The sequence below is a fragment of the Xenorhabdus yunnanensis genome, assembly GCF_028598805.1.
Taxonomy (GTDB): Bacteria; Pseudomonadota; Gammaproteobacteria; order Enterobacterales; family Enterobacteriaceae; genus Xenorhabdus; species Xenorhabdus yunnanensis.
Window position 1 is genome coordinate 1 of sequence record NZ_JAQRFI010000259.1, and the last position, 372, is coordinate 372.

Genomic DNA, 372 nt, shown 5'->3' on the forward strand with positions numbered 1-372 from the left:
AGTACCCACTTGCAAACGTCAATCGCTTCCTGACGGCTTATCGGTTGGAGGGTAACCAGTTTCTCTTCAAGGTAATCTTCCCGATCATAGATATAATATCGCTCATCACCGTATCCGTTCGGGTCGAGTTCCTTGTCGGCCACGTTGCGCATCTGACAGAGCCAGTCCCAGTAAAGAAACTCACGCACCACATCAGACAAGGTATGCGGTTCGGGAAGCTGTTCAGTAAAGCCTTTCGCCGTGGTTTTTCGTAACTTCTCGGTTTCAGTAACACGATCACCACGCATACAGCCTTCTGCCAGCTCTTTTTCGTTCCAGTAGTAGCCCGCCTCATAGATTTCTGCCAACTCCCCCACCAGCATTAATTTTTCC

Annotated in this window: 1 pseudogene; it reads right to left on the reverse strand. The window is 49.5% G+C overall.

Annotated elements, in window-relative coordinates:
* Positions 1-347, reverse strand: a pseudogene (locus PSI23_RS22145) (helix-turn-helix domain-containing protein); the annotation flags it as partial.
* Positions 348-372: the final 25 nt, after the last annotated feature.